6 protein-coding genes and 1 tRNA gene are annotated in these 9721 nt (G+C 69.5%); 5 read left to right on the top strand and 2 right to left on the bottom strand.

Annotated features, from left to right (window positions below):
- The first annotated feature begins 202 nt into the window (after positions 1-202).
- The 4 genes from ACSMXW_RS13670 (at position 203) to ACSMXW_RS13655 (ending at position 4442) form a co-directional block, all read left to right on the top strand.
- A complete protein-coding gene (locus ACSMXW_RS13670) occupies positions 203-730 on the top strand; it encodes a hypothetical protein (protein WP_485806504.1) in 528 nt (175 codons plus the stop codon).
- Positions 731-757: 27 nt separating this feature from the next.
- On the top strand, positions 758-3106 hold the full coding sequence (locus tag ACSMXW_RS13665; RefSeq protein ID WP_485806502.1) for a DUF6571 family protein: 2349 nt from the start codon (positions 758-760) through the stop codon (positions 3104-3106).
- A gap of 5 nt (positions 3107-3111) precedes the next feature.
- The gene (locus tag ACSMXW_RS13660) at positions 3112-3810 is read left to right on the top strand and encodes a hypothetical protein (protein ID WP_485806500.1); all 699 of its coding nucleotides are present in this window, start codon (positions 3112-3114) and stop codon (positions 3808-3810) included.
- Positions 3811-3962: 152 nt separating this feature from the next.
- The gene (locus ACSMXW_RS13655) at positions 3963-4442 is read left to right on the top strand and encodes a pyridoxamine 5'-phosphate oxidase family protein (protein ID WP_485806499.1); all 480 of its coding nucleotides are present in this window, start codon (positions 3963-3965) and stop codon (positions 4440-4442) included.
- A gap of 77 nt (positions 4443-4519) precedes the next feature.
- Here the strand turns inward: ACSMXW_RS13655 and ACSMXW_RS13650 are convergent, their stop codons facing one another.
- Together ACSMXW_RS13650 and ACSMXW_RS13645 are read right to left on the bottom strand one after the other, a co-directional pair.
- Positions 4520-5257: an alpha/beta fold hydrolase gene (locus ACSMXW_RS13650; RefSeq protein ID WP_485806497.1), complete on the bottom strand. Its 738-nt coding sequence runs from the start codon at positions 5255-5257 to the stop codon at positions 4520-4522.
- Positions 5258-5614: 357 nt separating this feature from the next.
- Positions 5615-5689 (bottom strand) — tRNA-Cys (locus ACSMXW_RS13645).
- Between the two features lie 455 nt (positions 5690-6144).
- On the opposite strand from ACSMXW_RS13645, the gene ACSMXW_RS13640 reads away from it, so the two are divergent.
- Entirely contained in the window at positions 6145-9642 is a 3498-nt protein-coding gene (locus tag ACSMXW_RS13640; protein WP_485806495.1) for an amidohydrolase family protein, read from the top strand.
- Positions 9643-9721 lie beyond the last annotated feature (79 nt).

Below are 9721 nucleotides of genomic sequence, written 5' to 3'. Positions count from 1 at the left end.
TGGAGAGCGTCCGCCACGGACCGGAGGACCGGGCTCGCGCTGGCCCGCCCGACCGGCCGCAGAGCGCTGACGGCACGTCGGCCCCGGTGCTCGCACCACGGCGACACAGTGGTGTTTCGGACATTGTCAGAGCGCCGGGCGGCGGAACGTGAAGCGCGGCTTGTCGACCAGCCCGAGGACCTGGAACGCGAGAGGACTCCCCATGCGCACCAGCGGTACCCGAAGTGCCCTTCGGCGAGCGGTCGTGTCGATGGCGCTGGGACTGCTGCTGGTCTGCGCCTGCACGGCACCGGTGCGTGCCGAGCCGACCCGGGACGGGCAGGGGTACGTGGATGCCATGGGGGCCGATCGGGTGGGGGAGACGCACAAGGGCGAGGACGTCTCGGTCCCCGTGATCGCCTCGGGATCCGACGGTACCGACGCCGGCATGCGGGGACCGGAGTCGGAACCCGCGCTCCGGACCGGCACGGCGGCCTCCGGCGGGAACAGGGCCCACCCACTCCCCGACCTCCCCGCCGCGGCCTCTGCGGCCTCCGCGTCCCCGCACCCGGGCGACACGGGCGCGGAAGCCCCGGAAGACACCGGCCACCAGTACAAGCACGAGGCCCCCGGCACCTCGTCGACCGCGGACAACCCCGCCTTCCCCCTCCTATGGCTCGCCATCGGCATCGCGGCCTTCCTGGCGGTCGCCATAGCGGTCACCACGGCGTTCCGCCGACGGCCGATGTGAGCCGGGAACATACGCAACAAGAGCCAGGTGCGGACGGACACGGCCAAGACGCCGGTCCGAACCGGCCTGACGACGGACAGGGAATTCATGGACCTCGACGCGCTCCGGTTCGCCAACTTATCGAAACTCGACGACGCCATCACCGACTGGGAGCAGATGGTGAAGAAGCTCAAGACGCTGAGCGACGATGCCGACCGCAATCTCAAGGGCAAGGCGCACAGGGCGAACTGGGCCGGCCTCAACTCCCAGGTGACTCGGGAGTTCATCGACAAGACCGCAGGCGAGTTCGCGGACGCCCACACCCAGGCCCACACGATTGTCAGGATCCTCCGCGACACGTACGACGAACTGGTCGGTTACCGGCGCCGGCTCAACGCGGCAATCGAGCGAGCCCATCAGAAGCACCTCAAGGTGACGGACACCGGCCACGGCACGTTCACGGTCACTGAGAGAACAGCCGACGCTCCTCATGCCTCCGAGCACGGTCACCAGGACGTCGATGACATCCGTGACGAGATCCAGGGAATCCTCAGGGACGCGACCGACAGCGACAAGACGGCGGCCGAAGCCCTGCGCCTCATCGTCGACCAGGCGACGTACGGTTTCTCGGACGCCGATTACAAGGACCGCGACTCGGCGGTGAAGGCCATCAAGGCCGCGGAGAAGATGGCGAAGCTGCTCAGGAAGGATCCGCACGACCTGACCGGTACGCAGCTCGACGAGCTCAACCGGACACTGGCCAGGTACGACACGGACCCACTCTTCGCCGAGCGTTTCGCGGAAGGTGTCGGGCCGAAACGCGCCCTCGACTTCTGGGCCGCCGTGGCCGCCCCCGGCCTGCCGGGCTCCTCTCCGGTGAGCGACGCCCTGGCCAAGTCCCTGCAGAAGAGCCTCGGAACCACCCTTGGGACCGCCACCCGCTCCGACAGCGCCGCCATGCGGTCCTGGGAGCACACGATGGTCTCCCTCAGCTCACGGCGCCTTGGCATCGACGATGCCGGCGACCCGTACGGCTTCCAGATCATGAGCAATCTGATGCGCTTCGGCGACTACGACGACCAGTTCCTCACGTCCTATGGCGACCGACTCATCGCCTTCGACAAGGACCACAACGGAAGCGAGGGCCTGAACTTCTGGGTCAACGGCACGAACCAGTCACGCCTCAACTACTGGGGCCACGACGACCAGGGCCGCGACCCCATGACGGGCTTCCTCCAGGCCCTGGGCCACAACCCCGAGGCATCCACAGACTTCTTCGCCTCCCCGAACGGCACGCATGGCGCCGTGAACAAGGACTCAGAGGTCAACGATCACCTTGAGTACCTTGTCAGGGAACGACATTGGGTGGCTGACACAGGAGTGGGTGAGAACGGCAAGTTCGTGGCAGGAAGAGACGCTCTCGGCCACGCACTCGAAGCCGCCACTACGGGTTATGCCTACGACGCCTCCTTCGCAGGGCACAAGGACGCAGTCGTTCCGGGGAGCACGGATCGCCGCACCGCGGCTACGGCTGGAGTCATGGAACAGGTCGCCCACCTTTACGGAAGCGGTGACGGGGCGAAGCTGCTTCAACAGCAGCCCGAACTGGCTGACAGCCTAGGAAAGTCCACTGCCGCATATATCGATGACATCGATTTTTACCTGTCCGGTATGGGTGACTCTGGGCAGAGTGCATCTGATTTCTCGGCCAGATACCCGGGGCGAGCGCAGTTTACTAACCAGGGAGTCATCGATCTTCTCAGTGCTCTGGGGAAGAACGAGACGTCGCACCAGATCGTGACATCCGCTCAGCACCTTTACACGCTCAGCGTCCTGGACGCTTCTCCGCCTACCAGCGAGCAGGGCTACCAACATGGAAAATCTGCTCTGATCGTGGAGGCGCAGGCGCGCGGCATTCTCGATCATGCGCGCGTGGAGCAGGCCGCCGCAGATTATGGCGAAAATACGGAGAAGGGTAACAAGTCTCTGGGAAGGTCGGCTGAGTGGGTCAAGTTGGGCGTGGGAACGGCCGTTGGGGCGGGAATCGCCGCGATTCCGCTGCCGGGTTCGACGTTCGCCGGGTTTGCCGTGGCGCCGGTTGTGAGTGATGCCGCAGGTGAAGCGATGAATACGTTTATCGGTCAAGAGATCGAAAAGGGCGTTGATGATCGAGAGAAGAAACCTACGGAGGCTGCTCAGCTGACAAGCAGGCAGTTCTATGGAAAAGGTGTCAACGACATCGGTAAGAGCTATGTCATGTATATGGATCAGTACATTGCCCATGGAGGCAGGGTGGAGAACCGTGTACAGGAGATCAGCGATATCAACGAATACTACAGATCTTTGGGATCCGATGAGGATGACGAAAGTGGAATCGCTCCGACTGAAGGAGGGTGAAGCGAGTGACCGTTCGTGGTTCTGACAGTCTGCGCCGTCCATGGCGCTGCTGGGGTGGTGTGGTAGGTTCGGCGCTCCTCTTCGCTACCGTTTCCGCATGCTCGGACAACAAGGAGGAAGAGCCCTCAGGAGTCTCGGCGGAAAAGGTTTGCGACGGCGCGTTGGATAGCGGCGCGTCCGCCGCCCTTCGCCGTATCGCCGGAAGCGATAGATTCTCTGAGCTGACCGGGAAAGATGGCAGTGGGAATCCGCTTGAGTTTTCTCTGTCGCGGGCTGCCCGTTATCTGCGGGAAGGTTCCGAAGAGATGAACAAATGCACCATCTATAAAGACGGCGATGGTAGCGGTCAGCCCCTAATGGACATATTCTTCCTGGCTGCGGATGATCATCCCGATGCAGATTCGAAGCGGAGTGATCGTGCGGTGCGACGCTACCCGTTGGGGGTTTACGCCGCAACGGAGCGCAATTCGACCGCCACATTGTATTTCCAGTGCACGATGAAAGGTAAAGGTGGTCTGACCCATTTCATAGGTGCAGGAGTTTCGGGCATGGTCGATCAGGTCAGGGAATCACCGGCGAGCAGGGATATGATGACGGTGCTCAATTCCATTTCGCGTCGTCTCGCCGATGTGTTGAGTTGCGCTGACGAAGCCAAGCTCCCGGCGACAGTTCCGGAATCGGATAGTCGGGACACTGCCCGGTAGGGAGCGAAGCCGGCCGGCTAGCCGGAGTCGTACGGCTCCTGTGGGCGGCGGTTCCCGGTCGGCGCCGGGTTCCCGCTGGGCGTGGGAAGGGGACCTCTCCGCCTCGCGCGGGGCACGATGGGGCGGAGTTGTCGATGTGAGGAGTGGTTCGGATGGCGCGGCAGGCGGGCGATGGTGTGGTGGCGGTGGTTGAGGGGCTGGTGGCGGGCTCCGGGGGGCTTGCTGTCGTGACGACCGTTCGGGCCTCCGGCATGCCTCACTCCACCGTGGTGAACGCCGGGCCCGTCGTGCACCCCGTCACCGGGGAGCCGGCCGTCGGGCTGGTGGCGATGGGCGGTGCGGTGAAACTCCGGCACCTGCGGCGGGACCCGCGCGCCGTCGTGGTCTTCCGCGACGGTCCGCGGTGGCTGGCCGTCGAGGGCAACGCGACACTCGTCGGTCCCGACGACCAGCACCCCGGCGTGCCGGCGGAGGATGTTCACCGGCTGCTGCGCGACGTCTACCGGGCCGCCGGTGGCGGTGAGCACCCGGACTGGGACGAGTTCGACGCCGTCATGGCCCGCGATCGGCGCACCGCCGTCTACGTGGGGTTCGGCCGTACCTATGGGGTGTATCCACGCGGGAGCGCCTGAGCACGGCGGCTCGGGTCAGGTCCCGTCACAGGGTCCGGGGCGGTGGATCGGGCCGGTGAATCCGCGGCCGGCGTGTGTCAGCTGTTTTCCGCGGCGTCCAGAATGAGTCCGGCGATCGTCTTCGGGTGCGTCACCAGGGACAGGTGGCCGGCGTCGACCTCGATGGTCGTGGCGTTCATGCGCTTCGCCATGAAACGTTCGAGGTCGGGATTGATGGTGCGGTCGTTCTTCGAGACCGCGTACCAGGACGGCTTCTGGTGCCACGCGGCGACGCTCGTCGTGGGCGGCGCGGTCGAGAGCAGTCCCTGTGCCGCGAAGAGCACAAGGGCCTCCTTGGTGGGTACGCCGTTGGCGAAGTCCTCGAGGAACGCCTGCTGGCTTATGAACTTGAAGCCGCCCGAGGTGACGATCCCGGAGGTGACCGGCGGGGTGGGGAACTTCGCGGAGAGCGCGGCGAAATCCTCGCCGGCCTCCGGGGCGCGGGCGGCGACGTAGACGAGCCCGGCGACGTTCGGGGCGAGCCCGACCTCGGAGATGACGGTGCCTCCGTAGGAGTGCGCGACCAGGATCGTCGGCCCGTCCTGCCGAGCCAGCGCGAACTTCGTGGCGGCGACATCGTCGGCGAGAGAAGTGAGCGGGTTCTGCACCGCGGTGACGTTCATTCCCGCCGCCTGCAGCAGGGGGATCACCTTCCCCCAGGAAGAGCCGTCCGCATAGGCACCGTGTACGAGTACGACATTGCGCACCGCGGGCTTGCGCCGACGAGGTGCCGCCTGGGCGGACGTGACTCCGGCGAGTGTGGTTGCTGCTGCCACTCCGGCACCCAGCACGGAAAACTGACGACGACTGACTGCCATTGTTGCCTTCTCTCTGCACCGCGGTCACTGTTCCTGTCCTCAGGAACAGCCGTCACTCTAACGCGCGTGCGCATGCCCCCTATGAGTACACATCCTCCGACCCAGAGCATTGCAACCATGTTTGTGATCTTTTGCTGGGAGTTTCCAGTGAGGTTGACCTCGCGGAACCTTAGCTTCCGCTTTGGCTGCGCCATGTCTGAGCCATGGCTGCGCTGTGTCGCCCTGGACGAGGCCGGTCTCCGCCGGGGGGAGAGACGAGGCCGGTCTCCGCCGGGGGGAGAACGGAAGGAGTGCGGGACCGGCGGAGCGGTGCGGTGGAGGCCGTGGCGGGAATCGAACCCGCGTAACTCGCTTTGCAGACGAGTCCCTAAGCCACTCGGGCACACGGCCAAGCTCGCTTGAACGGCTTCGACGGTACGAGGCGTTCGGCGGGTGCTCAAGGTTCGGGGCGGGGCCGCAATGTGACTGCCATATGGCGTTCACAAGGGGTGCCCCCAGCGGGGTGTCCCCGAGGGAAGTGTCCCCGAGCGGGCCCGGGGGGCCGCGAGGGGCTGGGAGGGGCCGGGGCCAGGGCGTGCGTCCCGTTGTCCCGCTAGGCGTTACCCAACCGCGCGCCCCCGCGTGCCCCGGCGCGCCCGTCGTGTTCCGGAGTCGTACGGCACTCGCACCCATATCGTCCCTCTATGATCCCCTTCCCCAGCGGTTTGCCGCGTCGAGGTGTGCTGAGAGCGGGGCTGGCCGGTGCCGGTGTGGCCGGGCTGCCCGGGGCCGTGCGGCGGAGAGTTCCCGTCGGGGCACCGGCTGCGGAGGGCGAGGGCGCCGGGGCCGGCCCCGTGCGGAGGCTGGTGTTCAGGGAGGGGACCAACTCCTCCGTCACCGTCTCCCCTCGCGGCGACCGGCTGATCGTCGAGGTGCAGGGCGTGCTGTGGGGCGTGCCGCGCGAGGGCGGCACGGCCACCGCGTTGACCGGGCCCGACCTGGATCCCGCCCGGGTGGCCTTCTCGCCGGACGGTTCCCTGGTCGCCGTCTGCGCCTATCAGGACGGCGGCTTCCACCTGTGGACGATGGCGCCGGACGGCTCCGGCCTCCGGCAGCTGACCTCCGGTCCCTGGGACGACCGGGGCGTGTCCTGGTCCCCGGACGGCCGGCGGCTCGCGTTCGCCTCGGAGCGCGGCGGGGACCCGGCGGCCGGCTCCCGTTACCGCATCTGGACGGTGGACGTGCGCACCGGCCGGCCGGCCCGCCTCACCGACGACGCGGGCATGGAGGACCACGACCCCGCCTGGCACCCGGACGGCAGCAAGGTGCTGTTCGTCCGTGCCGACGACCAGGGCGGCCGGACGCTCGCCTCGGTCCCCGCCGCCGGCGGTCCCGTCACCGTCGAGCGGACCGTGCGCAGCGGCACCCTCGTCGGGCCCGCGGTGAGCACGGACGGCCGGGTCGCCTACGTCCACGTCGCCGACGCCGCCGAGGGGACGAACTCGGCCGCCGCCACGCTGATGGTCGACGGGACGCCGGTCACCGACGGCGAGGACGTCTCACCCCAGCCGCCGAGCTGGACCGCCGACGGCACGCTCCTCTATGTCTCCGACGGCCACGTCCGCGCCCGCCGCCCCGATCCTCAGCCCCGCCCGGATCGTCAGCGCCGGGAAGGGCGTTCGGGCGGTCCCGACGGGCCGGGCCACCCGGACAACCAGGGCCGCGTGGATTCCCCCGCCACGGATTCCCCGGCCCACCTGGATTCCCAGGTGCACACGGATTCCCCGGCCCACCTGGTTCCCCAGGTCCACATCGGTTCCCAGGACCACAAGGACCACCCGGCCCCCCTCCACCGCGTCGCTTCCGCCGGCCAGCCGGAGACCATCCCGTTCACGGCCTCGCTGGACGTGCCCCGGCCGCGGTACCGGAGGAAGCGGTACGACTTCGACTCCACGGCGGACCGGCCGGTGCGGGGCGTGCACCTGCCCGTCCTCTCGCCCGACGGCCGCTCCGTCGCCTTCGTCGCCCTCAACACGCTCTGGCTGCTGCCCATCGGCGGACGCCCCCGCGCCCTGGTGCGGGCGGCCCCCACCGCCTACGTCCAGATGCCGTCCTGGGCGCCGGACGGCCGCAGCGTCGTCTACGCCTACGACGGAGACGGAGACGGAGACGGAGTCGGACACACAGCGGGAGCCGGAGACACAGCGGGAGTCGTAGAGACAGCGGGAGCCGGAAAGACAGCGGGAGCCGGAGAGACAGCGGGAGCCGGAGAGGGAGACGCGGGCGGAGTCGGGGGCCGGGGCCGCCAGGACGGCGGCGACGGCCTGACCCGCGTCCGCCGCCACTGGCTCCACGACGGCACGGACGAACAGCTTGCGAGCGGTGGCCGCCTCAACCCCGTCCTCTCCCCGGACGGCACCAAGCTGGCCTGCCACGACACCACAGGCAACCTCCTCGTCAAGGACCTCTCCACCGGAGAGGAGAAGACGGTCGTCGCCCCGCTGGGCGCGAACGGCCTCCCGGGGCGGCCGAGCTGGTCCCCGGACGGCCGCTTCCTCGCGTTCAGCGACCGCAACCGCCTCAACCACCGCTTCCGCGAGGGCTACAACGTCATCCGGGTGGTGGACACCGCCACCGGAGCCGCATCCGTCCACCAGCCCCTGCCGCACGCGTCGCTGTCCGACCGCGGCAACTCCGGGCCCGTCTGGTCCCCGGACGGCACCGCCATGGCGTTCATCATGGAGTCCGCCCTGTGGGTGCTGCCCGTCTCACCGCAGGGCGCCCCTGCCGGCGCACCGGTGCGGATCACCGACGAGGCCGCCGACCATCCCTCCTGGTCCGGCGACGGGCGGCACCTTCTTTACGCGGCGTCCGGCCGGCTGCGGCTCGTGGCGCGCGACGGTACCGGGGCGCGCTCCATCAGCGTGCCTCTCCGGTACGCCCGCGCCGCGCCGCCCCCGTCCGACGTCACCCGGGTGCACGCCGGGCGGTTCTGGGACGGCACCGGCGAGCAGGTCCGCACGGACGTCGACATCGTCATCGCGGGCCACCGCATCGTGGCCGTGGAGCCGCACCGGCCGGACGGGCCGCACCGGTCGGACGGGCCGCATCGGTCGGACGGATCACCCCGGCCGGACGGCCCGCACACGTCGGGCCCGACGAGCCCGCGGCACCCGGGCGAGCGGCTGATCGACGCCTCCGGGGCCACCGTCATCCCGGGCCTGTGGGACGCCCACACCCACCCCTGGCAGGCCACCTACGGCGGCCGGCAGACCAGCCTGATGCTGGCCTACGGGATCACCAGCAACGCCTCGCTCGGCGGGTTCGCCCACGAGGGCGTCCGGCTCAGGGAGTCCGTGGCGGCGGGCCGGACGGCCGGGCCCCGCCTCTTCGCCACCGGCGAGCTGATCGACGGCAGCAGGGTCGCCTACAGCATGGGCCGGGCGCACCGCACCGCGGACGGCGTCCGGCGCACCCTCGACCGTGCGGTGGCGCTCGGCCACGACTTCGTCAAGACCTATGTGCGCGCCCCCGCCTGGATCATGCGGGAGGCCGCCCGCACCGCGCACGAACGGCTCGGCGTCCCCGCCGGCAGCCACCTCCTGTCCCCGGGCGCCGGCGTCGGACAGGACCTGACCACGCACCTCCAGGCCACCCAGCGCTCGGAGTACGGCCGCGCGTACTCCCCGACGGGCCACTCCTACCAGGACGTCCACGAGACCTACCGGGGCGGCGACTTCGCGATCGTCATCACGCCGTTCACGGCGCTGGCGCTGCTCGGCGCCGACCCCGCGCTGGCGCGCGACCCCCGGATCACCGCGCTGATGCCGCCCTGGGACGCCGCCCTCGTCGAGCAGTACGCGGCGCAACCGCCGTCCGCGGCCGCGCTTCTCGCGGTGCGCCGGGAAGTGGCGGTGTACCGGAGGATCCTCGCCGACGGCGGCACGGTCGCGCTGGGCACCGACGCGCCCCTGACCCCCATCGGGCTCCACCTCCACCTGGCGCTGCGCGCGCTGCACCGGTACGGGGGCCTCTCCGTCGCCCAGGTGCTGCGCACCGCGACGGCCGTGCCCGCGCGGCTCTTCGGCGCCGGCGACGACCTCGGCACACTGGAGCCGGGCAAGCTCGCCGACCTGACGGTGGTCGACGGCGACCCGTTCCACCGCTTCGACGACCTGGTCCGCACGGCGTGGGTGATGCGCGACGGCGTCGTCCACCGGCCGGCGGACCTGGTGGCGGCGGCCGCTCCCGCCGCGGCGCGGCGCCGCGCCGCGGAGCGCGCCGGGGAGCCCACGGACTGGCTGGAGGTGGGCAGACGACTGCGGCGCGAACCCTGTTGCGCCGGGCCCGCGTCCGCGTTCTGACCGGCACGGAGGCGGTCCGCGCCGCGGCGCCTGCGGGACGGTCCGCGGACGGCGCGTACGGGATGGACGTGGGGTGGGG

The sequence above is a fragment of the Streptomyces sp. DSM 116793 genome, assembly GCF_057320905.1.
Note: the sequence above shows the minus strand (reverse complement) of the source record. Positions and strands in the feature narration are given on the sequence as shown.

Bases quoted from the DNA above. Each gene is read 5' to 3' on its own strand.
- ACSMXW_RS13670 (WP_485806504.1), top strand. From the start codon at position 203: ATGCGCACCAGCGGTACCCGAAGTGCCCTTCGGCGAGCGGTCGTGTCG.
- ACSMXW_RS13655 (WP_485806499.1), top strand. From the start codon at position 3,963: ATGGCGCGGCAGGCGGGCGATGGTGTGGTGGCGGTGGTTGAGGGGCTG.